Source organism: Paenibacillus sp. FSL H7-0735 (genome assembly GCF_038008505.1).
In the GTDB taxonomy this organism is placed as follows: Bacteria; Bacillota; Bacilli; order Paenibacillales; family Paenibacillaceae; genus Paenibacillus_AQ; species Paenibacillus_AQ odorifer.
This window is the reverse complement of record NZ_JBBOZH010000001.1, coordinates 600,862-627,175: the sequence shown is the minus strand read 5'-3', so window position 1 is coordinate 627,175 and position 26,314 is coordinate 600,862. Positions and strand designations below refer to the sequence as shown.

The window sequence follows — 26,314 nt, the reverse complement described above, 5'->3', positions numbered from 1 at the left end:
TGATTTAAAAACATTTCTGCATATTTTCTGTAGATTTTTATGAAATAAAGTTGAAGGATATAGAAACACCCAGTAATTTGATTCATTTAAAATACCCCGCACTACTGCCCTGCTATCCAAGAATGTTATGACTCACTAGTCACTTCTTTTCTTTTTATAGTCTTAATTGTGCCAAAAAGGGGTATATTCTAAATAAGCAACACCCTATTAAAAAAGCTAGGGAGTGAATTATTTGAGACGTTATAATCCTTATAAATGGTGGAACCTCGTATTCTTTGTGGGTGTAATTATCGTAAATGTGCTGGCGGTAACCTTGCCTTTGGGCGGAAACAGTACAGGAGAGATCTCTGACAAATATAAGACTTACATGACTCCTGCTGGCTATGCCTTCTCCATTTGGTCGCTGATTTATTTATTGTTAGCCGGTTTCGTTATTTATCAATTCCGCTCCTATACAAGCTCTAGGGATTCTGTACGAGTTATTTCGTTCTGGTTTATCCTGAGCTGTGTTTTTAATATGAGCTGGCTTTTCCTCTGGCAGTATCTATACATCGAGCTTTCATTGATTGCCATGGTGTTAATGTTAATTTCAATCATTGTTATCTATCGCAAATCGCGCCAGATCGCAAATCCTACTTCAGGTGAGAAATGGTTGATCAAGCTACCCTTTAGTATATACCTTGGCTGGATCTCTGTGGCTACTATCGTGAATGTTAGCGTTGTTCTAGAGAAAAATCATTGGGATGGATTTGGACTTAGCGGGATAACCTGGGCTGTGATCATGCTCTGCGTGGGGACACTGCTTGCGGTGTTAGTCAGCTATCCTAACCGAGACAGCATCTATCCTCTGGTCTTCGTATGGGCTTTCATCGCGATTGCCCTGGAACATAGAGAGGCTAATGCAGTCTTTGTGACGGGCACAATAACGGCAGGTCTTCTGCTGCTCTACAGCATTTGGCTATTGCTCACCCCCCGCAGAAGATACAGCAGATACTGATTGTCCTTTTGATATTATTAAAAGGCAGGCTCAGAAGGTGATCCTTCTGAGCCTGCCTTTTTTGTAGATTAATTTAGAAGTGCGAAATCATATTTATTTTTTACGCGCTACCGCTTCGATCTCAACAAGGCCATCTTTTGGCAGACGGGCAACCTCAATGGCACTGCGGGCAGGATAAGGTTCTTTAAAGAAGGTGCTGTAAACCTCATTAACTGCTGCAAAATCATTCATATCCTTTAGGAATACAGTGGTCTTCACTACATGATCCAGTGATGCACCAGCCTCCTCAAGAATAGCTTGTACATTGCTAAGTGCTTGACGAGCTTGTTCCTGAACGCCTTCAGCCAAATTCCCTGTCTCTGGATTAAGGCCCAGCTGTCCTGAAGTGTATACCCAACTACCGGTGGTAATGGCTTGACTATAAGGACCAATGGCTCCAGGTGCTTTTGTAGTAGCTACTTGTTTTTTACTCATCTTGTTACCCCTCTCCATTAAACGCTGATCATTTATTGTCCATTGTAAGTCCTGTTCTCACCGTAATGCAAATTTATTAGCAGCCCGAAAAACTTATCGTTTTCCAATCACATGTATTACTTCATTCGTGTAGATATGCAAACCATGCGTGTCAGCAGAGGCAATGTTAACCATAGCTCTCGCCACAGTTACACCAGGTATGGCACGATATTTAGCCGCTTTGCCAACCATTACAAACTCCAGTGCTTTCATCAATCTAGCCGCGACGCGTTCTCCCAGTCTGAATTCCTCACGATGACCCAGCAGCAAGGAAGGCCGAAACAAATGCAGCCCTTGAAAACCGATATTGCTTAACGCTTCCTCTGCTCTACCCTTAGTCCGACTGTAGAAATTGCGCGATTTGGCATCTGCCCCCATGGATGAAACAACCAAGAACTGTTTAACACCGTGATCTCTCGCAATAGCAGCAGCTGCAAGCGGATAATCCAGATCGACACGTTCGAACTGCTCTTGTGAGCCTGCCTTCTTGATCGTAGTCCCGAGGCAACAGAAGATGGAATGAACGCCTTCGAACGAATCGCTATACTCCGCCAGGTTCTCCCAATCCACAACGATTTGCTTAAGCTTGGGATGTTCTAAAGCTAATGGAGTCCGTACAAGCACTCTCACCTCACCCCAACCTTCATGATTCAGCAATTCCTCCGTAACCGCTTTCCCTACTAATCCAGTAGCTCCTAATACCAACGCAATCCTTAACATGGAATAGTCCCCTTTACTTCTATTCGTCCTTTAGAATACGACGGCCCAGCAGGAATGCAAGAGCGATCATAAGCGTTCCCACTACCAACTGCATACCGTATACTTGGGTCCATTGCGGCCAGTGCGCAATTTTTTCATACAACTGTCCCCCGATAAGCGGACCAAAAAAGGATGATAAACCCGTAAGCGCCGCATAGGTCGCCATATACATAGGCCGTTCTTTTTTCGGCGTGTCTCCAATAATAAAATTAAACGCCAGCTGGTTGAAACCGCCTACACCTACACCAAAAACAATATGAGCGGCAAACAACACCAACAGCATCGGCAACACAGACAAGAGTCCCCACATTAAAGAGGACAAGGCAATAATCGGCAACGTAAAGAACAACAGACGTTTATTGCTATATTTTGCATTTAGATTGCCCCAAACGTAGAAACTGGCCATCATAAAAAGAGTCTGGGACACATTAAGTAGTGATAACGTTTCATAATTTATATGAAGTAACTGCAACATGACATACGAGTATAGCGGAACAGTTAGATTCTGCAGCAGCAACCAGGCGGCCAGAAACAAAGTAGACTTCATAAATAAAGTATCTTTAAGCGGTTTCTTAAACATCGGCAAAAATTTATGTTCTTCCGATTTCTCGAAAGGCACGTCGGGATAAAAAAAGAATACAACGACGTTAGAGATCGCGAAGATCCACACAACAATATAAAGAATCAGAAAGCCATGGCTCCCGGGATAACGATCCAAAACGATACCCCCACCATACATTACCAGACTACCGAGTGCATTCAGGAACGTATTACGAATCCCAAAATAACGTCCGCGTACACGTGCTGGAACAAGATCGCTGATCACAGAGCTCCACAGCACACCACCCGCCGTATTGGCAATAAATGCAGTAGTATATAAGGCTATAAAAGCCATGACCCAATACTCTTTAGGAAAAATAAACGGAATTAGCCCCGTAGAACTCCAAAGTATCCTATGCAGGCCGATAAAAGTAACCATAGCCCATTTGCGGCTTGGCAGCTTCTGAATCAAAAAAGCTACCCCGATCTGCATCACATTAACCAAGGTGGTAAGCGCTAGCACAAATCCAATTTGACTTGAAGTGGCTCCTAAATATAGTAGGAATCCTGTTAGAAACTGCCCTTGCAGCAGTACCTGGAAAATGGTCGATGGCACACCTTCCCAGGTAGCAATGCGCAAATTTCTGCGATGCACTGAGGTTTTACGGACACGCTTTGAACTAGTAACTGTGTGCTTAGTTTCCATGTTGTTCATAGAGAGGGGTAACACTCCTTTGATGCGGCATTTGCTTCATTCTACTCCGCATCAATCTACTGTCAATACGCCAAATTAACAAATAATATTGGAGCTTACTCTTCTATGATTTCGAGGGGTAAATAAAGCGAAAAACGGCTCCCTTTACCTTCCTCACTTTCTAAAGTAATGAAACCTCCGAGCAGTCTGGCCAAATCATTACTAATAGAAAGCCCTAATCCTGTTCCGCCATATTTTCGACTAATTGTTCGATCCGCCTGTTGGAAGGCTTCAAAGATCATGGCATGCTTCTCTGGTGCAATACCAATACCGCTATCTTCTACCTCAAATACAATCCAATGCTTCACAATAGCTCTTTCCCCACGTTCCTCTTGACGAATACGGAGTGCGACATGGCCAGACTTTGTAAATTTAAAAGCATTAGAAAGCAAATTGCGCAGGATTTGCTGAATCCGCTGCGGGTCGGAATGAATCATTTGTGGAACATTTTTTTCCATATCAATATTAAATTCCAGTTCTTTTTGTTTCGCTGTCACAGCGAACTGCATAGCCAGAATCTCTGGAATCTCACTAACACTTAAATCTTCATTAATAATATCTAATCGACCTGCTTCCACTTTGGACAGATCTAATATATCGCCAATAATCATCAATAATTCTTCACCAGAACGGCGGATAATAGCTGCATACTCCCTCATTTCTGCTTCCGTAAGAGAATTATCATTGTCTTCAATTAATTGCGACAAATTAATAATGCTATTCAGTGGCGTTCTAAGCTCATGAGACATATTTGCCAGAAATTCGGATTTAAATTGCGAAGCCATCATTAACTGATCGGCACGCTCTTCAAGCTCGATCTTATTCTTATGCAGCTCATCCGTCTGAGCAGACAGCTGTTCATTAGCACGCTCAATCTGTCCATTCCGCAAGAGACCCAATTGAAAGTCACGGATAATTAAGGAGAATAGAACACTTAGAATCAATCCGGCAGGGAAAGTAATCGGCATAATCTCTTTTATGTACTCTGGGGCGGGGATCACACCAAACACCATAATGTTGATTGCGTTCATTACATTTATGACTAGAATCACGATCAAACCTTTGTTCACCATACATAAGTTAGATCGTCTGACCCAGTAGCTAAGCGCAGCACAAACAAATCCTAGAATGGACAGATTAATGGTTCCGGCCATCGCCGCCTCATTTACTCCAAAAGTTAACCGTGTAAGACCTGTTCCTATACCGATCAAAACAAGAATGAAAGGATGCGGATAAGCCAGCGTTGATATAATAAGTGGCACAAAACGTAAATCAAAAATCACATGCTCACCCAGCCTATATCCAAAAAGAGTACTAATCCACCCGGCAAAAATGGCCAGTAATACCCAGCTTACCTTCTTTATTCCTACACTTGCATTTGAAATGGTGTTTTTATATATAAGATTAGCCAAATAGGCTACAGCTATTAGCATTGCGGTATTTCCAAAAAATATTTTAAGATAACCCATAGATTCACTCCCACCTCGGCAAAATAAATTACAACTTTCATCTCATAATACTACCATACTAAAGCCCCATTCGATAACTAACGCCCATGGACGCAGAAGAAGAGCGCAAATCAGATGCGATTTGCGCTCTTCTTCTGGAATTTTATATTAACGTCATTAGTAATGAATTAATCGCGGTAGGAACGTCCCCAGGTTTGGTACTCTTTCTCCGCGTCTTCTTTCGTATGTCCATAACGTTCTTGTAGTTTACCTACTAATTTATCCTTTTCACCGTCAATTACGTCAAGATCATCATCTGTAAGCTTGCCCCATTGCTTCTTGGCCTCGCCTTTGAGCTGTTTCCATTTTCCTTTAAATACATTGTTGTCCATTATAAGCTCATCTCCTTAGCTGAATTAATTAGGGTAGGATTGTTATCCCGTGTTACCTTTACTTACCCTTCCCCATTCGCTATGAATCTTTCCACATTTCAAGACATTCGCAAATTAAGTCGTATTCTGTCACATATATTTTTAAATATATGTATTCAAATCTTTTAAAATTTGATATAATCCAGATATAAATTAAATATTTAATTTTTTAAGTGATTTATTTCACAATGGTTTTCCTAGTCCATGTGCTAGAATGCCATCGGAGATAAAACAACATCATTAAATTTTTTCCTAATGTATGCCGATATAAGTCAAGATACTGTTACAAATGGGTAATAACGTATGAGATTAAAGTGACAAATATCATTTATAAAGTGATTTTTATCACTTCGCTCGACTATTAAAATGTTTTACATTTTAATATATATATTTTAAACTATATTTTTGGAGGTCATTTGAAATGAAAAAAGCTTCTGTTATCTTGTCGAGCGCACTTATCCTTGGATTGCTCGCAGGTTGTGGTAACAACACAGACAACGCCGCAGCCCCTACTAACGCACCAGCTGAAACAACTGCTCCTGCAACAAATTCCGGTAACGCTGGAACTGAAGCTGGACAGTACAAAGACGGAGTTTACTACGGTACTGCTGACGTTGATGCTAAAACTGGCTGGCAATATTTCGCACTCTTAACTGTAGAAGGTGGAAAGATCACTAAAGCTGACTGGGATGCCTTTAACGTTAACACTGCAGGCGACCTGAAGAAAAAAGTTTCCGAAGATGGTAAATATGGCATGAAAGCTGGCGGTGCTTCTTCTGAATGGCACGAGCAAGCAGCTAAAGCTGAAGAATTCCTGATCGAAAAACAAGATCCAGCAGCTATAACTTTTGATGCTGAAGGGAAAACTGATGCCATCTCTGGTGTATCCGTACACGTATCTGACTTTGTAAAAGCTGCTCAAGCTGCTCTTGCTGCTGGTCCAGTAGAAGCTGGTCAATATAAAGACGGAGGCTACCATGCTGAAGGCGAAATGGACGCTGAATCCGGTTGGAAATCCACTGTTGACCTGACTGTTGCTAACGGTAATGTTGTAGCTGTTAAATTCAGTGGTTTGAATGCTGCTGGCGATGACAAGAAGCAATTCTCCGTTGATGGTAAATATGGTATGAAAGCTGGCGGCGCTTCTGCTGAATGGCATGAAGAAATCGCTTTGGCTGAAAAATACTTCCTTGAAAACAAAGGTGTTGCTCCAACGCTTGATGCTGAAGGCAAAACTGATGCAATTTCCGGCGTGAGTATTCATGTTGGTGAATATTTTACACTTGCAGAAAAAGCACTCGAAGGCGCGAAATAATTTCGCAGGACCTTCTGCAGCTAATCAGACGAATGAGGTGAATTTCTCTTGAAGAAAATAGTCATTTTGGGCGGCGGCTACGGCGGCGTACTCACGGCTAAAAAACTGGCAAAGAAATTTAAGAAAAACAAAGATGTTGAAATTACACTGATCGACCGGAATCCATATCACACTCTATTGACTGAGCTGCATGAGGTTGCCGCGAACCGTGCTCCAGAGGATTCAATCAAGATCGATCTTAAGAAGATTTTTGCGGGCCTTAAAGTAGATGTTGTTCTTGATGAGATCAGCAATATCGATTTCAAAAGCAGAAAACTTAAATCGGATAAAGCTACCTACGCTTACGATTACCTTGTAATCGGCACAGGTAGCAAACCAACCTTCTTCGGCATTCCAGGCGCAGAAGAAAACACCTTCTCCTTCTGGTCTTACGATGATGCGGTAGCATTGAAACGTCAAATCCGCGATATGTATACCAAAGCGGCTATGGAGAAAAATCCAGCTGTACGTCGTGCTATGCTAACCTTCGTTATTATCGGTGCCGGCTTTACTGGTGTCGAGCTAGTTGGTGAAATGGCTGAACAACGCGAGGAATTATGCAAGGAGTTCTTTATCGACCCATCCGAAGTAAGACTGATTGTGGCTGATATGGCTCCGAAGATTCTGCCAATCCTTCCAGATAAGCTGATTCAAAAAGCTGAAGCTCGCCTTCGTAAGCTGAACGTAGAAATCGTGACTGGCGCTAAAATCACCGAAGTAGGCAATGGTAGTGTTGCACTTGGTGAGAAAAACGTTGTCGATTCCCAAACAATTGTTTGGACTGCTGGTGTTGAAGGCTCCGAAATCGTTGGTGGACTTGAAGTACAACAACAAGGCCGCAAACGGATTGTTACGAATGAGAACCTGGAAAGTGTAGATCATAAGAACGTTTACGTAGTAGGGGACAACATTTTCTACATTCCTGAAGGTGAAACTCGTCCTGTACCACAAATGGTTGAGAACGCTGAACAAGCAGCTCCGATTGTTGCTGGCAACATTGCCGCTGACATTCAGAACACTGCTAAAAAAGCTTACAAACCAGGTTTCCACGGTACAATGGTCTCCATTGGTAGCCGCTACGGTGTAGCAAACGTTGGTCTGCCAGGTAAGTTCTTTATGCTTACTGGATTCATGGCAATGCTATCCAAACACTTTATTAATATGTTCTACCTGTCTCAGGTTGTCGGATTCAATAAAGTATGGACATATATGATGCATGAGTTCTTCCATGTTGAGAACCGCAAGAGCTTCTTGGGTGGTCACTTCTCCAAACGTTCACCTAATTTCTGGCTCGTACCACTTCGTGTTCTACTTGGTGGTATGTGGTTATACGAAGGTATTGAGAAGATCCAAAAAATTTGGAAAGATCCAGATAAGATTTTCTTGATTCCAGCTGCTCCTTTTGCAACGGATGCTTCATCAGCAGCCAGTGTTGCAGTAGATGCAGTTAAAGACACCGTAGATGCACAATCTGCAGCTTCAGCAGTATCCACTGCAAAAGAAGCTGTTGAAGCGTTGCCTGTACCTAACTTCGTATACAACATTACAAACTGGTTCATGGATTTGATGTTCTACAACAACGACGGAAGTTACACTTTCCTCGCGAAATGGTTCCAAATCGGTATGGTATGTGCAGAAATCGTCTTCGGTATTATGCTCATCGTTGGTCTCTTCACTGCACTCGCTTCTATAGCGACTGTCGCCATGTCGGTCATGATTTGGTCAACCAAAATGGCATCGACAGAAATGTTATGGTACGTTGCTGCTGGTATTGCCTGCATCGGCGGATCAGGAAGCACACTTGGTCTAGACTATTATGTACTTCCTTGGCTTAAGAAACAGTGGAAGAGAATTCCGCTCGTCAGACGATGGTATCTATACACCGACTGATAATAAAACCCTGAATTAGTGTAATTTATCATATAGAACATATGTGCAAATTGTATTTTATTAGGGTTAAATATGGATATACTTCAGAGTAATGTGTCCCTAGGACACATTACTCTCCTTATTTACAAGAAGAAAATAACCTTCCTAATCCTAGGAAATGGTGGTTTTTTCTTGAATGAATGGTTTTGTAGGGATGATCGGGGTATGGTTTCTTCCGGCAAAACCGACAAGAAGGAGAGAATCTTGTGAACAAACAACTCATAGAAGATACCCTCCGGTTGTTGCATACTGAAATGTCACCTATTGCCGGAATTGAGCTTCAGCCCTCTCCGGCTGCATGTGAACAGTTAATCTCGGTACTGGAACGCCATGATCTGGAATACAGCCGCAAAGTCAATTTGCTGGGTATTTACACTATTCTCACTTTGGCAGCAGAGCGCCATATGGAATGTATCCCACATCATCCCGACCTTACACGCAACATTTTGGATGGAGATTATTTGTATAGCTTTTACCTGCAGTTTGCGGTGAAATGCCGTGAGCTCGACTTAGTTGCTTATCTAGCTCCTTCGATCAAAAAAATGCAGATTAGACGGTCAAATGGAGACTTCGCGGAACATGATCCAGCTACTGGAATCGAAGAGTTCTTGATCCAAGAGTGCAGACAGCGTAATCGCACAAGCAAAGCCATTTGACAGGTGGGATCCATAAATGAAGCTGCATGAGGCCTTAAATATAGACATAAATGAAATCAACCGCGAAATCGTAAACCTTGTGGCGCGTGATAAAGATGTACCTAAGAAATCTCAGCTCGCGCAAAGTGTTCTAGAGCTTATAAATTCCGGTGGTAAACGCCTTCGTCCCCTCATGGTCATTGTTGGCAGTCGGTTTGGCCGTAAGGATACCGGCCGCAGAGCGCTTCAATTAGCTGCTGCTGCTGAATTTATTCATGCCGCCTCATTAATTCATGATGATATCATTGACCGTTCAGAGTTACGGCGGGGCGTACCCGCCTTACATATTAAGACGGGTACATTGTCAGCAGTACATGTTGGTAATTACATGTCCGCTCGGGTCATCGAGCTGCTGAGCAAATATACAGGAGATAAAAACAGATACGTTCATGACTTATCCTCTGTAGCCACCGCTCAGCTGTGCCTGGGTGAATATCAGCAAATGGAACATGCTTTTGATTATGAAATTACAATGGATCAGTATTTGGAGAAATCCTTAAACAAAACCGCTCTTCTTATGGCAACCTGCTTACGGGTTGGTGCTTTGTCCACTGAAAGCACCGAAGAAGTTGCCAATCTCCTTTATAATTTTGGAGAAGCCTTAGGGATGTCCTTTCAGATACAAGATGACTTGCTAGATTTCACACAGTCCGCCGATGTCCTAGGCAAACCTGCCGGTAGCGACCTGCGACATGGTCAGGTCACCCTGCCAGTGCTGTACGCCTTGCAGGACCCTAAGCTCTCGCCTGTGATCCGTGCAATCGGCCCGGATTCTTCCGACGCTGAAGTAGCACATGTGCTCACCCTAATTAACAATAGCGATGCCCTCGCTCGCGCTGAACGGGTCAGCCAGAACTATCTGGATAAAGCTGCAGCTATTGTGCAGCAGCTCTCCTCCTACCCGGCACATGCTGATCTGGAAACGTTGCTGCAATATTTTGCGGACCGTGATCGCTAAAGCGTACGTTCTAATACAAATAAAAATGGATACCTCCCATTCACTTGGGGGTATCCGTTTTTTTGATTTAAACACATCATTTCATTGATCTTGTCGCAAATTCAAACCGATATTTTTCCGCTTCAACAAGACAAGCTAACACGCAAACGCAGCGTAGCGCACATGAGCTAATTTAGTCATTCTACTCCATCGGATATAATTAGGGAAAACCTCCCTAAAATTAGCTACTAATCGCTCGAAAACTACGATATTAGGGAAAACCTCCCTAATAAAGTCCACTTTAGCATGCTTTTAAGAGTAACCAGCTATATTTCAGGGAGAAATTCCCTAAAACAGAGTTTAAAGATAATAAACGCAATAAGATTAGGGAGGTTTTCCCTAATCTTTGCATTTAGCTTCCCCCTTACAGAGCGGGGAGCGAGTCAACACAAAAAAGGAAAGCTAGCGTAGCCAGCTTTCCGATTCCTTTGCCTACCCCTTTTGGGTAGGCTATTGTCTTTTGTTGTTAGTTTGCGGGCAATGCGCCAATGCTCAGCCAGCCGGCTCACCAAAGCCAGCTCTCTAACTAACATAGAAAAAATCAATCAGCGTACACAATAATATCACTATGCTGATTACCTGATTTAGATTATAAGAAGCCACCTTCATCAGCTTACGATTCGAAGGTTTTATTATCTTATGCTCGGTCATCAGGAGCAATGTAGCAATGCCAATCCCAACCAGATACATCCAGCCGAGATCCTGCCATACGTATAGGAATAATAGCAGCATAATCATAATGAAATGTAGACCTTTGGCGATACGCAGCGCATTCTCTAATCCAAAGAAGCTCGGAATAGACCATAACCCATGCCGCCGGTCAAATTCAATGTCCTGAGTGCCGTAGATAATATCAAATCCGGCAATCCAGAGCATAACTACCGTTCCGATCACAAACGGTGTAAATGCGATATTTCCAGTTACGGCAAACCATGCACCAATCGGCGCGGAAGCAATGACAAAGCCTAAATATAAATGGCTGAGAAAGGTGAAACGTTTTGTATAAGAATAAGTCGATATCAATACGATTGCTACCGGCGATAAGAGCAGGCAGAGCAAGTTCAGCATGCCTGAAGCCACAATAAAGATGGCATAATTGACAATAACAAAGACAACCACTTCTTTTTCTGCCAGTAACCGTTGTGGCAAATGCCGATGTGCCGTACGAGGATTCTGTTCATCAAACGTACGGTCTGCCAGCCGATTGAATGCATTAGCGCCATTACGGGCACCGATCAATGCAATCAGACCCCAGATCATTACATGCCCTGATGGCCAGCCCCCAGCGGCCCACACCATAGAGATAATGGCAAACGGCAGCGAAAAAAGTGTATGAGAGAACATCACCAGTTCACTGAACATTTTCAGCTTTAGGCCTGCAGTTTTAAAAATGTTTAGAATAGCCATTCGTTTTCCTCTTTCTTCGCTACTTGAAATTCATTGTATTAGACATTAAGCTCCGCAAGGACTTCATTCAGGTTGTTAAGCAGCCCGTCGATATCCTCTTCCGTAATAATCATCGGCGGTTGAAAGGCTAGTACGTTGCGTCCTATGCCATTTTTGCCGATCAGGTATCCTCTGTCTTTCATCGCTTCCAGTACTTGATCTGTAAGCGCCGCAGAGCCTTCAGCATTCTCACCGGCAAGCTCCGCTCCCAACATAAGCCCAATTCCCCGGACATCCACAATAAGCGAAGGATAACGCTCTTGAAGGGTCTTTATCCCTGCTTTCAATTGTTCTCCGAGCAGCACTGAGCGTTCAGGAAGCCGTTCATCGCGAATATAATCAAGCACAGCCAGTGCTGTTGCAGCAGATACCGGATTGCCTCCAAAGGTTGAAGCCGACGGACGGTTCAGCGCAAGTGCAATCTCATCCGTTGTCGCAAAAGCCGCAACCGGAATTCCATTCCCCAGTGCCTTAGCCATACTTATAATATCGGGCACTACGTCAAAATGCTCCATAGCGAATATTTTGCCTGTACGACCAAATCCAGTTTGAATTTCATCAGCGATCAGAAGTACGCCGTATCTCTCCAGCAAAATTTTGACCTCACTGAAATAGGTTGGCGTTGGCATAATCATACCACCATTGCCTTGGATTGGCTCTACGATCATTGCGGCGATAGTATTCCCCTTCTCCTCAAGCACTCGCTCCAGAGATTCCAGGGAGAGTGCAGCGGCTTCCTCCAGAGATAGCTCTGGATGATATGGGCGAGGAATAAACTCAACGTCATGATCCAAGTATTTATCGGTACGCCACATCGGCAGTCCTGTCACACTCATAGTTAGATTGGTACGGCCGTGTAGACCACTCTCCAATGCAATGAACCCCTTACGTCCTGTATACATCCGGGCGAGCAGCAATGCCCCTTCATTAGCCTCTGAGCCGCTGTTCACGAAGAAGGTTCGGCGTAGACTGCCTGGCATAACCTCTTCCAGACGTTCAGCCAAATCCACATTTGGCTGAGTTAAATAGATCGTAGACGTATGCTGCAGCTGCTGCAATTGCTCAATCGTACGTCCAGTTATGGCTGGATTGCAGTGCCCACAAGCGACTACAGATACACCTGCGAAGAAATCTGTATATTGTTTGCCATTTTCATCATACACAAACTGCATCGAACCTCGCACAAGCTGAGGCGCATCGCGGTAAAAATGCTGTGTACACGGATAGAAATATTGCTTACGCTTCGCCGCTACGGCTTCTCTTCCGATGAATTCTTGCTGTTCCATGATTATTCCCTCTCTTCTTGTGAAAATAGTAACTTATTGATAGAGTACTGTGCATTCTTCTTACTAGCAGACGATATTTTGTCCAGAAAAATAGAATTAGTTAAATTGCAGCGAACCTAGAGTATAACCCGCATAAATGGGCTCAAGACCACCTAGCATGTCATCTTTCACTTCAGTACGATTCATAGCTTGTTGATAAGAAATTATAATTTCACGCAACTGCTGAGCACTATACGTCGCTCCTTCAATACGGAAGCTAGATATGCCTAGATCAATCATCTCACCAAGTAACGGTAAATAGCAGAGCTCTTTTGCGAACAAAAGATGGCAACGGCCGTGCTGATCACGATATACCGGATTTTCACCTTTGTCTGTTTTTAGAACCAATACATTATTGTGCACATATTGATTATCCTCTTCAGCGATAGGCTCCATTACTTCAGTATTCTCATAAAGGTCATGTTCCATATACATTAGTGCAGGTGTACCATGTACAACAACTTCCAAAGGCGTGTCACAACGTGAGGCAAAGGTAGCAAAGTGCTCCAGCGTCATTTCCGGTGAAACCGAAAGCTGAGTCAAACCTATTTTTGCATATAATTGGGCTGAAAGATGATTGTAGACATTTAAACTACCATCTCCAATTAACGGATAACCTGTAGAGCTGTATCTGCGAATCGCTCCCAAATTAGTAACGATTATACCGTCGATCGGCAAGCGTTCTCCACCAAGCAATTGATCATATTGATCGAAATGCAGCTCGGTCATCATGCGTGGCAACCCTAAATATATTTTGCTATCGCCTTTTAGTTCACCAAGTTCCTTAATATCACGTTTTGTAAAAGGTCTGTCCGGTTCAAATACATCGCCCGGCAAATACAGACTATCCACACCCAGTTCCAATACTACGCGCGCCTGTTCCATATTATTCACACGTACAGCCAGCTTCGCTTTTGTTGTCTTAGGCTTCTTTTCTTGCGCCAAACGTTCCCGCAATTCCTCTACACGTTTTTCAGATAGCTCACGTTCTGCGGTTGGTGTGCTAAATACTTTTCCAGTGCTATAGAATTTGCCCGTACCTTCATAACGACGGTTGATATTAGCTAACCCTGGTTTACCAAAAGCATAAGCTGTCGAAAAGTCGCGCTTGCGGTTGTTGTACAGTTCTTTGGTATCAACCGTACGATCAAAACCAATCGGATCATCGATATATCGGTCAATGGCTTCGCCGTAGCTATTCGCCAGCATCACCATAAATTCCTTATCACGCATACGGCCCTCAATTTTAAAAGAAGTAATGCCTGATTCAATCAATTCCGGAAGATGCTCATACATAAACATATCTTTGACAGCCAGTGGATATTCAGCAGGATATACATATCCGTCTTTTTTAACCCGATAATCCCAGCGGCAAGGCTTCATACATTTCCCCCGGTTGCTGCTCATACCAAAAACATGGGAACTAAAGTAACAATTTGCACCATGCACAGAGCACATATCTCCATGAATAAAATATTCCAGCTCCATGCCACTCCGCTGACCAAGCAGCTTAGCTGTCTGCAGGTCCATTTCCCGCGAGGTAACTACACGAGTTACACCCAGATCACGCAGCGCATAGATCATCTCCAGGTTGTGAACATTCATCATTACTGAAGAGTGAATAGGAAGGTTAAGCTCCATCTCCCGAATAAGCTCCAACACTGCCATATCCTGAACAATCAAGGCATCCGGCCGAGCACTATCAAGAAAACGCAGGTATTCTCTAGCTTCTTCCACATCTTCCTCACTAAAAAGATTATTCACAGTGATATACACTTTTTTATCTAGACGGTGAGCGATATCAAGTGCCTCTACAATCTCTTCATGAGTAAGATTATAACCTTTACGCATCATTCTCATATTCAATACAGGTCCACCAAAATAAACTGCATCACACCGTGATTGGATCACTTCCTTGAAAATCTCAAACGTTCCTGCGGGTGCGAGTAATTCAACTTCTCTACCGTTAAAATAACGTGCCATTCAAGTTCCCTCCCAAGTTGATACTACTAATAGGGAATGAGTATTATAACAAAGCTACTGCAATTCCCATGACCACAAACATCCCAATAAAAACAGTATCGAATTTGCCCCACCTAAGGCGGTGATACCGACTGCGGGGAGCATCCATGCGAAAACCGCGGGCTTCCATGGAATACACCAGATCCTGAGCACGCCTAAAGGCACTGGCGATAATCGGGACCAGCAGGGAGACTAACATCCGTCCCTTTTCCTTCAAAGGCAGCTCTTTTAGATCGGCTCCCCTTGAGGCCTGCGCTTTCATTATGATCTGCGATTCATCTAGAATCGTAGGAATGAAACGAAGTGAAATGCTGATCATCAGCGTGATACGGTCAGGGGATAAGCCAAGCTTTTTGAAGGGTGTCAAGATCCCCTCCAACCCTTGATTCAGCTTCCCCGGCGTTGTTGTGAAGGTCAGAAGCGCTGTAAAGGTGATAAGAAAGAACATGCGGATGACCGAAAATGCCCCTAATCTTAGCCCTCCCTCATAGATAGACCAGGAACCAAGAGTCAGCACTACCTCCCCTGTCTTCACAGACACCACCTGCACAATAAAGATAAATAACATTAAATAACGTAAAGGCTTAGCTGCTTTCAGGAAGTATTTAAGCGGAATCCGCGTGGAAGCCATAACGGCTATCGAAAAAATAGCCAACACAGCCATGGCCATCCACGAACGTGAGAGCAGGATAACAGCTACGTATAATAGCATGCCAGTGATTTTGGCACGAGCATCCAGCTTGTGCACCCACGAACCGGTCTCAATACTCCGACCTAAGATCAGTTTCTCATTCATGGTCATCCCTCTTTCCATCGGGCTTACCAGTGCTTATTGATTCCGCTGGCAGCGAAGCTATAAGCTCTGCCAGACTCTCAGCCGTCAAGCGGGGGACTTCATCCACAAGACCTAAATGATCAGCAACTGCACGCCAGTAACGAAGGGACTGCGGAACCGTCAAACCACACTGTTCCAGAATCGAAGGATCATCTGCAAGTGCCTTTACACTGCCCTGAAACGCCGTGCTGCCCTCTTTAAGTACAACCCAGCTGTCCGCATAAGGCAATAACTCATCCATCCGATGCGTAACGATAATGATCGTTCTGCCCTGTTCACGGCATAATCGCTCCAGCAAGCTGATTAGCTCTGCACGGCTAATGGGATCAAGCGTTGCCGTGGGCTCATCCAGAACGATGACCTCCGGGTCCATAGCTAGCACGGAAGCGATAGCCGCCTTACGCATTTGTCCACCGCTCAATTGGAAAGGATTCCGCTCCAGCAACGCGAGATCCAGCCCCATATCTGACATGGCCTGACGTGCACGTGACTTTGCCTCATCGAGACTCATACCGAAATTAAGGGGACCGAAAATGAGATCCTTTTCGACCGTATCTTCGAACATCTGCTGCTCCGGAAATTGAAATACCAATCCGACTCGGCGGCGCAGTGGCATTAGCTTAGGTGACTTCTCACCAGCCTGAATGGTTACATCAAGCACTTTTACCGTACCCTCGGTTGGTTTCAGTATCCCGTTAAACATTTGCAGCAGCGTCGATTTACCTGAGCCCGTCGCCCCCGCAATACCAACCATCGAGCCAATGGGTACACTGAGGTTAATGTCCCGGAGCGCCGTCAGCTTCCAGAGGCTTCGGTCAGCGTAGGTGTAACTTACTTGCTGTAATTCTATGGCCATAACGTGTCTATAAGCTCCTTTTCACTGATCGGAACATCCACATGAATACCCTGGTTCTGCAGCTCGCGTGCAAGGCGCCAAGGATAAGGTTCACGCAGATGGCATTTTTCCAGAAGCTCCTCGTTCCGGAACAACTCCGCCGGTGTAACATCTGCAGCCAAACTACCTCCATGCAGCGCAAGCACCCGATCCGATGCCAAAATCTCATCTGCATCATGCGTAATCATGAGGATCGTGTACTTCCCTTCTGCCCGCATATCCTGCAGAATGCCGAGAAGGTCATTTCTGCTTCCTTCATCCAACATAGAAGAGGCCTCGTCAAAAATGACGATGCCTGGTTCCATAGCAAGAATGGAAGCGATAGCAACACGCTGCTTTTGGCCTCCCGACAGCTCACCCGGATGCTTGGACAACAGATGATTTATTCCTAGTCTTGTCGTATAGGAGTGCAAACGTTCAGCCATCTCTTCGTACGGCAAACAAAGCCCTTCCAGGCCGAATAGGATATCTTCCTCTACAGTGGCTCCAATAAACTGATTATCTGGATTTTGGAATACCATTCCGATACATTGCCGAATGCTTCCGATCGTTTCCTCACTAAGCAGCATGCCACTAACCTCAATCTCACCAGCCCCCTTAGGCAGCAGAGCATTGAGCAGCTTGACCAACGTAGACTTCCCGCAGCCATTAGGACCAACCAAGCTGACCCATTGTCCTTGTGAGATAGATAACGTTATATTTTGAAGAATCGGATGCTCGGGATCATAGCCAAACGATACCCCATCCAGAGAGATGACTGCTTGTCCTTCTCCCTCTAAGTCTTGACCTTCGTATGATTCATTCATGTTAGTCATCCTTCCGCTGATGTGACTAATCAGTCCAAAAATTCTTCAAACAGCGATATTTTTGACAATGACGCCACCAAATAACGGACTGCATAGCCCACGGCAATTCCTGTTACTACCCCAGTGATCAGCAGCATGGGAAGATAATAAAAAATACTAAGTGATGCAAATACCATAGAAGCTGCCAGCAGCTGACCGATATTATGTGCAATCCCACCAGCTATACTAATTCCGATCAAGCTTATACTCTTACCTTTGCCACTAATCAGCATCAGCACAAACATAACAACAAAGCTAAAAAGTGAACCAAATAAACTAAACAGCAAGCTTGAGAAGGTACCTAGCAGAAATGTAGTAAGCAGTGTTTTGAGGATGACAAGCAGGAAAGCATCCCGTCCACGTAAAAAGTAAATACAAGTCAAAATCATAATGTTGGCCAGTCCGAGCTTAGCACCCGGCACCAGTCCCATCCCGGATAACGGAATCTGTGCCTCTATTAAACTTAACACTACTGCCACTGCGGCGAAAATCGCAATAATCACTGTTCTTTTTAAAGCTGTTGCAGATTCACTACTGGACATAGGCATCTATATCATCCTCCCCCGACGCACTGGTGATTTCGACTAATACTCTATGCGGTAGACAGACAATCGTCTGTTTGGGCAGGGTAATAAAACCAAAACCTAGGCAAACTTTATCAGCGCAATCGGCATCGTACATTTCAATCCCGTAATCATGCACCTTCAAAATGTTATAGCCGCGTTCCGTGCGGACCTCAATGGTTTGTTCTTCTTTTGTAAGCTTTACCGTTTTAAATAACTCACCGTCCACCGTTACATTGGCTATGAGATTTTTACCGGCCCCACCTTTGTCATCATTGTCCGAAAACCATCTCGGTACGAGAAAAGCGAGCGCAGCAATCAATACGATGGAAATCAGCCACACATCTGCGCGTTTCATAAAAATCTCCCTTATTTTTTAATTAAAATCCAGACTTATTAATTATAACGGTCTACCCTCAATCCTTCAATCAATGTTGGAGTTTATTGTCAGTTTTAGAGAGCTGTTCACAAAATAGGCACGCAAAATAACCCCAGCAGACACAAGCCCTTCGTCTCTGGCATTTTCAGTTGTAGTTTGTAGCGTTTGCAAAAATATCCAACTTACATTTTAGCCCATTTGCACCGAGATCGCCCATCTCCTCTGGTTTACTAGCTTTTCCGGAATAATTCACAATTAACCCAATTTAAGTTACTTTCGAAATCTAAGCGCTCCCTATCGAGGTTTGTTTCTCTCTAGAATCAAATAAACCTTATCTTGGAATTCATTATTATATTTGCCTTTTAAACAATAGTGTGTTATATTTATATGGTATTTGTTTTTCGATATATTGAATATCCCCACCAAGAAGATGTCAGGCCGACTATTATACACATCGGCATTTTGGACAAAGAGGCTTTATGTTTTCTTGCAGTACTCTTCCTTTTTATGAGATTAAATTCGAAATATAGCATTCCGATTCACACTGGCGCGGTCAATGGAGCCGCAAGGGCAAAAGAGAGGTAGGGCTTTTGTCGTATTGGAAGGATTATTCTCGCCACACGGCTGCTGGAAATAACAAGGAATCAAGACACCCGTTACTCACGAACGGCGGGGGATGAATATAACGAGAAAGCATGACGGTACGATCCTTATTCAAGGACTACGTCATGTGTGGAAAAATATAGGCGCCCGATAACCGCTACCTAGCGGATATCGGGCGCTGTCTACGTTCAGGACTTATTTTACATATCGGCTTACAAAAGCTGTTACTACATCTATATACCCCGCCTTATCCGTATCATAAGACAATCCATGCCCCGCTTGCGGCACTATGAGCCTCTCTTTTGGACTCTGGCATGCCTCATACAATTCATTCATCATAGCAAAAGGTACAAAGTTATCCGCATCCCCATGAATAAAAAGAATCGGAACCTTCGCTTTCCGCACTTGTTTTAATGCAGAGGCTTCACCAAAACCATACCCCGCCTTCAAGCGGGTGATTAGACTTGCACTTTGAACGAAAGGGAAACTTGGCAAACGATACATGCGCCGTAGTTGGTAAGATAATTGTGCTTTTACTGAGGTATAAGCGCAGTCCGCAACAATAGCTTTTACCTGCGGTGGAAGATCTTCCCCTGAGGTCATTAGCACTGTAGCACCGCCCATAGAAACACCGTGAAGCACAATTTGAGCACTAGACCCAGTCTTTTTAATCATGTATTCAATCCATTGCAAATAATCTTTTCGTTCCGGCCAACCAAAACCAATGTAATCCCCTGCGCTATCTCCATGCCCCCTTGCATCGGGAATTAGGATGTTAAAGCCTAAGTTCTCGTAGTAGATTTTGGCGTACGCCCCCATATCCTTTGCTTTACCTGAATAACCGTGGGCTAGAATGGCTGTGCGTCCCGCAGCACGATTAGATTGGAGTAAGAAACCTCTTAGTTTAAGTCCATCTGCAGATACGATCTCAATATTCTCGAAGCTCTGGCGAGAGACCCAATCTTTCCCCTCCCCCCAAGAAGCTCCGGCAACCGGAGGATCAGCCTTCAGATTAGGATTATTACTTAGAAATACCTTTGGTGCTCGTTTAATAGCAATACCATAGAAGAAAAATCCCACATAGATTAGAATCCCTATGATGATTACAGCGCTAATAATGAACCATATCAATTCGCCTTCGCCATCCCCTCTTCATTTCTTTTGCAACAAGAGTATACCATCTACTTAGAATGCACCAAACTATCGCAATCATGACATACAAATAGAGCCGCCATCAGGACACCCCCGAAAGCGACTCTATGTTGTGCTCTACCGTTTATTATTTATTCTTTTTGGAGAACTTGGTTCTCATTAATAATCCGATAAGTGCAAAACCTAAACCTGCTACATAGTAAGGTGCAGGACTTGATTCACCCGTTTTTGGCAATTCCTTCACAGGCGGCTTACCTAATGGGATCGTATCGTCCACTACGATGATTTCATCAGGTGTTGGTGTTGGCGTTGGTGTCACTGCCGGTACCGGACCTAATGGGATCTCATCATCATCAACAAGTACTTCTGTGCTATTCGACGGTGTTGGTACTGGCGCTGGTGTCGGCGAAGCTACAGGCCCAAGCGGCACAGGATCTTCTGCAAGAACTATAGTGCCAATTACGGATGATGGCGTTGGTGTCGGGAACACCGAAGTCTCTGGTGTCGACGTTGGTGTTACCTCTGGAGTTGGTGTTACCTCTGGCGTTACCGTCGGTGTCGGTGTTGCTTCTGGTGTTACTGTCGGTGTCGGTGTTGCTTCAGGCGTTACCGTCGGTGTCGGTGTTACCTCTGGCGTTACCGTCGGTGTCGGTGTTGCTTCAGGCGTTACCGTCGGTGTCGGTGTTGCTTCTGGTGTTACCGTCGGTGTCGGTGTTGCTTCTGGCGTTGGCGTTGGTGTCGGCGTCACTGTTGGCGTCGGCGTTGGTGTTGGTGTCGTCGTCACTGTTGACGTCGGCGTTGGTGTCACTGTCGGCGTCGGTGTTGGTGTCACTGTCGGCGTCGGTGTCACTGTTGGCGTCGGCGTTGGTATTGGCGTCGGTGTTGGTGTCGGTGTCGGCGTCGGCGTCACTGTTGGCGTCGGCGTTGGTGTTGGTGTTGGCGTCGGCGTTGGTGTCACTGTCGGCGTCGGTGTTGGTGTCACTGTCGGCGTCGGTGTTGGTGTCACTGTCGGCGTCGGTGTCACTGTTGGCGTCGGCGTTGGTATTGGCGTCGGTGTTGGTGTCGGTGTCGGCGTCGGCGTCACTGTTGGCGTCGGCGTTGGTGTTGGTGTTGGCGTCGGCGTTGGTGTCACTGTCGGCGTCGGTGTTGGTGTCACTGTCGGCGTCGGTGTCACTGTTGGCGTCGGCGTTGGTATTGGCGTCGGTGTTGGTGTCGGCGTCGGTGTCGGTGTCACTGTCGGCGTCGGTGTCGGTGTTGGTGTCGGTGTTGGTGTTGGCGTCGGTGTCGGCGTCACTGTTGGTGTTGACGTAGGCGTTGGCGTCGGTGTTGGCGTCACTGTCGGCGTTGGTGTCGGACATGGTGTTCGGTGTCGGCGTCACTGTTGGTGTTGACGTAGGCGTTGGCGTCGGTGTTGGCGTCACTGTCGGCGTTGGTGTCGGACATGGTGTTGGTGTTGGCGTCACTGTCGGCGTTGGCGTTGGTGCCACTGTCGGCGTTGGCGTTGGTGTCACTGTTGGCGTTGGCGTTGGTGTCACTGTTGGCGTTGGTGTCGGCGTTGGTCCAGGTTCATCACCATCGTATGGATAGTGGTGAAATTCACCACCACCAGTCCCTTTGAGTGAAGCCGCCACTAAAGTACCGTTAATCTGACCATTAATAAAATCAACATGAGCATAGGGGGCAAGTATGCTTCCCATTACACCTATGCCTGCCATATCCAGATACGCAGCTTGGCTAAAGTTAAGCAAAATTTTCTTGCTGTTCAACACGTTATTAGGTAGAAATCCGAAGTTTTTCATTTTTACGTTAGAACCATCAATATTAATAATTGCTGTAGATCCTGAAGGAACATTTATTGTAATTCCATAGGTATTAGAGACGTTATCTCCTGGAACATTAAAAACATTGACCGCAGGATCTGTACCTGTCAGGGTAAGACTGCCATATTGGTACACTGTTGTTCCATTCGCCGGCAATGCTGCAAGTTCTGCTGATTTGTCCTTCAAAGACTGACCTACGGCTGAAAAGTCAATCGTACTCCCCTGTCTTTTTGTACCTCCCTTGAGGAGCGTTACATTCCCTGAAAAATCTCCCCCGTGCACGATATTCCCATAAACAGTACCTCCGTTGAAAGTAAGATTCCCTCCAACAACAAGTGTGTCAGTCAAGGAAACCTCAGCAGCGGTCAACCTATCTCCAACACTATAGTTGGTTAAGTTAACGTTACCTCCAGCAGCAAACCTTCCTTCCGTATCCGAAACCGTTGTTATATCCCCTAGAATAAACACGTTGTAGACCCCTGCAATTCCCAATGTAGAAGAACTACTAGCTCCAGCAACTCCAGCTCCTAATGAGGAAAGCCCACTACCTACCGTCAAAATCCCAGCTAATACAAGCGAGAGTAACGGTCTTATTCTTCTTTTCAAATGGCACACCTCCTAAAACTATGATTTATATTAATCAGAATAATTACCAGAAACTCTAAAGGACCTAACAACAAAAAAGACCGCCAAAAAGAAGTGGAATTCCCTTCTCATGGCAGTCGGACGGTCATTGTGCCTTTAAGACACTTTAGACTCCTGGACTTTGCGTCCCGCCCTTTCAGACGGTTTGCTATTATCATGACTATATATATGTATTACACTGCAAGTCCAGAACTGGTAGCCGAAGCATTCTCTCCAATAACCGTCTATGACTTTTAATACTTTTTGAATTAATAACAGTTTAGCGCCCCACACCCACAATTGTCAATCAATTCCTTTCGATGATCCCCCTCATTATTACCATACAAAAAAAGCGCCTAAAGGCGCTTCGCATAAGGTTTTTCATTAAATTTTAAAGTAACTGTATATAGCCCAATATGGATATCCATAAGGGAACACTCAGAATTAAACCAAAAAACAATCCACGCTGGAGGCTGCCCTCTTTTTCCATCATAATTCTCCCTTATGTGCGTCCTATACATTAATTTTTATTATTACAATTTTAATATAATTTATTCTTCGTTATTTAGTTGTGAATTTAATCACATTGGATAAGCTGTTTAGAAATACCATTGATTATTTTTGGAATATCGGGTTAGAATACGAATATACGTTCCTATTAGAGGTGATGAGATTCATGCATAGAGCAGAAAGCAGGGACAACATGCTGGTGAAATCTTATTTATTGCTTCCGATGATTTTATCAGCTTTCGAACGGGACTCCGCCATTTTATCTACACACTTACGAACACCCGCCCCTTATCTGGAGGTGCTTGGAACAGCTGCTGCAGTAGCTACAACAGATCTAAGGGATGTTCGTGCAGAAATGAGAAGACGGGGAATCAAGGTGTATGAGCAAAACAGACTTAATACGGGAATTGAAGCCAAGTATATATGTCGTGGCTATCACGAACGAATGCTGCTGTTGAATGACATTGTTGCGGCTCAGGCTGCCATCCATATGCGCAGATACCTAGGGCTGGATATTTCCTCTTTTAAGAGTTACGAAGAACAGTTTCAAATTAAATAAAGCTGTATAGAAGCCGCTCTACTCCCCCCCCATCAATTAGTGAACAAAAAAATAGGCCTTACCATGGGAGTTGGCAAGACCTGAGAGAGATATACCACAAAACACTGGGGGGTGTTTGGTGTCTTCAATATATACCTCGAACCTGAAAAAAAGCTGATAGGCACATAAAAATTACATTAAAAATATCATTCGCCGTTCAGAAGTGATTAGAGTGCTCCCACAAGCTTAGCCGACCTTTAGCTGGAATTGGATGGCTTAATGGATGAACCCCTTCAAGCTTCCAAGCAAACCGTCCTTCGCTATAGTCGCCAAAATCATATTCGTTCCCATTGATCCATTCCCTTAAATCCACCTCTGGAGTAACCACATAACATCCCGCGAGCTGACCTGTAGCAATAATAGCTCCTGTCGGCAAATTATTTGCTGTATAGCCATGTTTCGCCAATACTGATTTGTACGGTTCCTGTTCACAAATCTTTTTGTCAATCCTCATTCCGGCATGAATGCCTAACTCGCCGCGGTAGGCTGTTCTCCATGAACGAGTTTCAAACTCTTTTTCACCAAGAGCAATTAAGGTCGCCCAAGGCTGCCGTATTGTTATACACCGCATGATATCTATCCCCTTTGTTTATGTTGGACGCTTGTCACGAATACCACGGGCCTCGATCTCGCGTTGTGTAATCTTGCTCGCCTTGATCTGATAAATAATCCCAACCGTTTGGTCGATACTCATTTCCATCAATGATCGCCTCTAAACTAAGAACATTCATTTTTATTATATACAAACAAAAGTTCTAAATATCAATATTATTGACATTCACCTGTAACTCCCCACAATTTAAACAAATAAAACAATTAAAATTGATAAAGGAGAATATAGTTTGTATACTAATCAAGTAGTTAGTGTGCAAACTATTTAAAGAGGGGAATTAATTTATGGACAACCCAGGACAGTTATTAATAAGAGTAAGTCTTGAAATGAAAAAAAGCTTAACAAAAAAACTTTTACTTTATAATGTAACAGCTCCTCAATGGGCAGTATTAAAAGATATATCTATTCATTTAGAAGGAACAACTCCAGCTATGATTGCAGAGCGAACTTACTCGGATCGCCCTACAATAACGGGTATACTCGAGCGACTTAAAGCAAAAGGACTTCTGGACATTAGAGATAATCCAAATGATAAACGATCAAATCTTGTATTCATTACAGATTCGGGAATGATAATTAAGAGTCAAATAGAAGTTCTTAGTGACGAAATCATGGATAACGCACTTAAAAATATTTCTGAACAAGAAATGTCCACGTTTATGAACGTGCTTAAAACGATCTATTTAAATATTAGTTAGGGAAGTGAGACTTATGATTCTAATCACAGGGGCAACCGGTAATGTAGGACGTGAAGTGGTTAACGAACTAAGGAAAAGTGAAACACCTTTTAAAATTGCCTCCCATCGAAAAGACAGTGAGTATGTTTATTTTGATTTTGAAAATGCTGATTCTTTTCGTCCAGCGTTAACAGGAGTGAAAAAATTATTTTTACTGCGCCCTCCTCATATAGCTGACGCAAAAAAATATTTCCAACCCCTCATAGATATCGCAAAGGAAGTCGGAGTTGAACACATTGTGTTTCTATCTCTATTGGGCGTAGAGAAAAACCCAATTGTTCCACACCATAAAATTGAAAAAATCATTAAAAAATCAGGAATTCCATATACTTTTTTACGCCCAAGTTTCTTCATGCAAAACTTAATTTCTCAACATGGGGAAGAGCTTCGTAAAGAAAAGGAGATCTATGTACCCGCAGGAAAAGGCAAGACTAGCTTTATCGATGTTCGTGATATCGGTACTGTAACAGCTAGAATCCTAACTGAGAATGGTCATGAAAATAAAGGTTACTCGTTAACGGGAACTGAAGCGCTAGATTACTATGAAGTAGCTGAAATTTTATCTGAAGAGCTAGGAGAAACAATCAAATATGTTAATCCATCAGTTCTTCAGTTTAGAGATAAAATGTTAACAAAAGGAATTCAAAAAGAATTTGTGACTGTTATGATTGGAATTTACTTCACTGCAAAAATTGGATTAGCCAAAAAAATCACGCCCGATTTACAAATATTACTTGGTAAAAGACCCATTACATTCAAAGAATTTGCACATGACTATAAGTACGAATTAGTTTAATCATGGTGGTTTTTTGGCTAAACCATCAGGAAGCATTTCAGGATACATTGTTACTGCCGCGTGCGAGGGGAATCAATAAAGGTCGTCATAATGGATATGCTGCTGTTTATTCTTATATTGGTAATGTACAAAAT

At 43.9% G+C, this 26,314-nt stretch carries 24 protein-coding genes, 1 pseudogene and 1 riboswitch; of the genes and pseudogenes, 8 read left to right on the top strand and 17 right to left on the bottom strand.

Features of this window, described 5'->3' with window-relative positions:
- Positions 1 to 232: 232 nt before the first annotated feature.
- On the top strand, positions 233 to 997 hold the full coding sequence (locus NSS82_RS02800; RefSeq protein ID WP_076146867.1) for a TspO/MBR family protein: 765 nt from the start codon (positions 233 to 235) through the stop codon (positions 995 to 997).
- A gap of 93 nt (positions 998 to 1,090) precedes the next feature.
- Here NSS82_RS02800 and NSS82_RS02795 read toward each other — a convergent pair whose 3' ends face one another.
- From NSS82_RS02795 to NSS82_RS02775, 5 genes are all read right to left on the bottom strand, one after another.
- Positions 1,091 to 1,471, bottom strand: a complete 381-nt coding sequence (locus NSS82_RS02795; protein ID WP_036682524.1) for a RidA family protein — start codon at positions 1,469 to 1,471, stop codon at positions 1,091 to 1,093.
- 93 nt (positions 1,472 to 1,564) lie between these two features.
- Positions 1,565 to 2,230: an oxidoreductase gene (locus NSS82_RS02790; RefSeq protein WP_076103876.1), complete on the bottom strand. Its 666-nt coding sequence runs from the start codon at positions 2,228 to 2,230 to the stop codon at positions 1,565 to 1,567.
- A gap of 19 nt (positions 2,231 to 2,249) precedes the next feature.
- On the bottom strand, positions 2,250 to 3,524 hold the full coding sequence (locus NSS82_RS02785) for an MFS transporter (RefSeq protein ID WP_051491245.1): 1,275 nt from the start codon (positions 3,522 to 3,524) through the stop codon (positions 2,250 to 2,252).
- Positions 3,525 to 3,619: 95 nt separating this feature from the next.
- Complete coding sequence (locus NSS82_RS02780) at positions 3,620 to 5,032, bottom strand: ATP-binding protein (protein ID WP_076223413.1); 1,413 nt, start codon at positions 5,030 to 5,032, stop codon at positions 3,620 to 3,622.
- A 167-nt stretch (positions 5,033 to 5,199) separates the two neighbouring features.
- Positions 5,200 to 5,403: a CsbD family protein gene (locus tag NSS82_RS02775; RefSeq protein ID WP_036682530.1), complete on the bottom strand. Its 204-nt coding sequence runs from the start codon at positions 5,401 to 5,403 to the stop codon at positions 5,200 to 5,202.
- 460 nt (positions 5,404 to 5,863) lie between these two features.
- Here NSS82_RS02775 and NSS82_RS02770 point away from each other — a divergent pair, with 460 nt between their 5' ends.
- The 4 genes from NSS82_RS02770 to NSS82_RS02755 all read left to right on the top strand — a co-directional run bounded on the left by NSS82_RS02770 (position 5,864) and on the right by NSS82_RS02755 (position 10,378).
- Entirely contained in the window at positions 5,864 to 6,757 is an 894-nt protein-coding gene (locus NSS82_RS02770; protein ID WP_036682532.1) for a hypothetical protein, read from the top strand.
- Between the two features lie 48 nt (positions 6,758 to 6,805).
- The gene (locus NSS82_RS02765) at positions 6,806 to 8,686 is read left to right on the top strand and encodes an FAD-dependent oxidoreductase (RefSeq protein ID WP_036682533.1); all 1,881 of its coding nucleotides are present in this window, start codon (positions 6,806 to 6,808) and stop codon (positions 8,684 to 8,686) included.
- Between the two features lie 245 nt (positions 8,687 to 8,931).
- On the top strand, positions 8,932 to 9,381 hold the full coding sequence (locus NSS82_RS02760; protein WP_036682535.1) for a hypothetical protein: 450 nt from the start codon (positions 8,932 to 8,934) through the stop codon (positions 9,379 to 9,381).
- Between the two features lie 16 nt (positions 9,382 to 9,397).
- Positions 9,398 to 10,378: a polyprenyl synthetase family protein gene (locus NSS82_RS02755; RefSeq protein WP_036682537.1), complete on the top strand. Its 981-nt coding sequence runs from the start codon at positions 9,398 to 9,400 to the stop codon at positions 10,376 to 10,378.
- A gap of 561 nt (positions 10,379 to 10,939) precedes the next feature.
- On the opposite strand, the gene NSS82_RS02750 is transcribed toward NSS82_RS02755, so the two are convergent.
- From NSS82_RS02750 to NSS82_RS32615, 11 genes and pseudogenes are all read right to left on the bottom strand, one after another.
- Entirely contained in the window at positions 10,940 to 11,824 is an 885-nt protein-coding gene (locus NSS82_RS02750; RefSeq protein WP_036681005.1) for a UbiA-like polyprenyltransferase, read from the bottom strand.
- Between the two features lie 38 nt (positions 11,825 to 11,862).
- Positions 11,863 to 13,149, bottom strand: coding sequence for an aspartate aminotransferase family protein (locus tag NSS82_RS02745; protein WP_076272722.1), 1,287 nt, complete (start codon positions 13,147 to 13,149; stop codon positions 11,863 to 11,865).
- A 96-nt stretch (positions 13,150 to 13,245) separates the two neighbouring features.
- Positions 13,246 to 15,171, bottom strand: coding sequence for a peptidase U32 family protein (locus NSS82_RS02740; RefSeq protein ID WP_076272721.1), 1,926 nt, complete (start codon positions 15,169 to 15,171; stop codon positions 13,246 to 13,248).
- Positions 15,172 to 15,214: 43 nt separating this feature from the next.
- Positions 15,215 to 16,006: an energy-coupling factor transporter transmembrane component T family protein gene (locus NSS82_RS02735; protein ID WP_036681014.1), complete on the bottom strand. Its 792-nt coding sequence runs from the start codon at positions 16,004 to 16,006 to the stop codon at positions 15,215 to 15,217.
- Positions 15,999 to 16,901, bottom strand: a complete 903-nt coding sequence (locus tag NSS82_RS02730) for an ATP-binding cassette domain-containing protein (protein WP_076215095.1) — start codon at positions 16,899 to 16,901, stop codon at positions 15,999 to 16,001. Before NSS82_RS02730 ends, NSS82_RS02735 begins: the two co-directional genes overlap by 8 nt.
- Positions 16,892 to 17,746 carry an ATP-binding cassette domain-containing protein gene (locus tag NSS82_RS02725; protein ID WP_051491165.1) on the bottom strand — a complete coding sequence of 285 codons (855 nt, stop codon included), beginning with the start codon at positions 17,744 to 17,746 and terminating at the stop codon, positions 16,892 to 16,894. The genes NSS82_RS02730 and NSS82_RS02725 overlap by 10 nt, the downstream gene beginning before the upstream one ends.
- A gap of 29 nt (positions 17,747 to 17,775) precedes the next feature.
- Positions 17,776 to 18,333 (bottom strand): Gx transporter family protein, encoded by a 558-nt coding sequence (locus tag NSS82_RS02720; protein ID WP_076272720.1) that lies wholly within the window; start codon positions 18,331 to 18,333, stop codon positions 17,776 to 17,778.
- Positions 18,317 to 18,706 carry a NusG domain II-containing protein gene (locus NSS82_RS02715; protein WP_036681022.1) on the bottom strand — a complete coding sequence of 130 codons (390 nt, stop codon included), beginning with the start codon at positions 18,704 to 18,706 and terminating at the stop codon, positions 18,317 to 18,319. The genes NSS82_RS02720 and NSS82_RS02715 overlap by 17 nt, the downstream gene beginning before the upstream one ends.
- Positions 18,707 to 19,525: 819 nt before the next feature.
- Positions 19,526 to 20,461, bottom strand: a complete 936-nt coding sequence (locus NSS82_RS02710) for an alpha/beta hydrolase (RefSeq protein ID WP_305953821.1) — start codon at positions 20,459 to 20,461, stop codon at positions 19,526 to 19,528.
- A gap of 148 nt (positions 20,462 to 20,609) precedes the next feature.
- Complete coding sequence (locus tag NSS82_RS02705) at positions 20,610 to 21,818, bottom strand: LPXTG cell wall anchor domain-containing protein (RefSeq protein WP_341109699.1); 1,209 nt, start codon at positions 21,816 to 21,818, stop codon at positions 20,610 to 20,612.
- A 247-nt stretch (positions 21,819 to 22,065) separates the two neighbouring features.
- A pseudogene (locus NSS82_RS32615) lies at positions 22,066 to 22,917 on the bottom strand (choice-of-anchor A family protein); the annotation flags it as partial.
- Between the two features lie 99 nt (positions 22,918 to 23,016).
- Positions 23,017 to 23,107, bottom strand: a riboswitch (cyclic di-GMP riboswitch).
- Between the two features lie 495 nt (positions 23,108 to 23,602).
- Between NSS82_RS32615 and NSS82_RS02700 the strand changes: the two are divergent.
- Positions 23,603 to 23,995 (top strand): hypothetical protein, encoded by a 393-nt coding sequence (locus NSS82_RS02700; RefSeq protein ID WP_081386753.1) that lies wholly within the window; start codon positions 23,603 to 23,605, stop codon positions 23,993 to 23,995.
- A gap of 196 nt (positions 23,996 to 24,191) precedes the next feature.
- Here NSS82_RS02700 and NSS82_RS02695 read toward each other — a convergent pair whose 3' ends face one another.
- Positions 24,192 to 24,605, bottom strand: coding sequence for an ASCH domain-containing protein (locus tag NSS82_RS02695; RefSeq protein ID WP_076179467.1), 414 nt, complete (start codon positions 24,603 to 24,605; stop codon positions 24,192 to 24,194).
- Positions 24,606 to 24,931: 326 nt separating this feature from the next.
- Here NSS82_RS02695 and NSS82_RS02690 point away from each other — a divergent pair, with 326 nt between their 5' ends.
- Positions 24,932 to 25,345, top strand: a complete 414-nt coding sequence (locus NSS82_RS02690) for a MarR family winged helix-turn-helix transcriptional regulator (RefSeq protein WP_036682564.1) — start codon at positions 24,932 to 24,934, stop codon at positions 25,343 to 25,345.
- A gap of 13 nt (positions 25,346 to 25,358) precedes the next feature.
- Positions 25,359 to 26,180, top strand: a complete 822-nt coding sequence (locus tag NSS82_RS02685; protein WP_036682566.1) for an SDR family oxidoreductase — start codon at positions 25,359 to 25,361, stop codon at positions 26,178 to 26,180.
- The last annotated feature ends 134 nt before the right edge of the window (positions 26,181 to 26,314 follow it).